General features: G+C 63.9%; 1 protein-coding gene. It reads right to left on the reverse strand.

Annotated elements, in window-relative coordinates:
* Window positions 1-10: 10 nt before the first annotated feature.
* Window positions 11-277: hypothetical protein (locus SB764_RS39715; RefSeq protein WP_410866713.1), on the reverse strand; the 267-nt coding region annotated here is incomplete at its 5' end.

Consider the following 277-nt stretch of genomic DNA (forward strand, 5'->3'; position numbering starts at 1 on the left):
TTGAGCGCGGTCACGACGGCACGTTCGCAGATCTAATCGAGCAGTCGGTCCGACGCTTCGCGGACGGCGCAGCCAGTCTCCAGACCCACATGCGGTCCCGGCAAATGTCCGGACCTTCATTGGCCAGGACGACTATCTTCATCAGGTCCACACGTCTCGGGTCGGGGTAAGTGGTGGCGGCCGAGGCGCGGTCCTCGCTAGCCGCGATGTTCAACTGGGTAGTCTGATCAGCGCTTTGTCGGAGCAGTCTGGTCAGGTCGGCAGGGACGCCGCCTCG

The organism is Paraburkholderia sp. SIMBA_027 (assembly GCF_046535315.1).
Taxonomy (GTDB): domain Bacteria; phylum Pseudomonadota; class Gammaproteobacteria; order Burkholderiales; family Burkholderiaceae; genus Paraburkholderia; species Paraburkholderia tropica.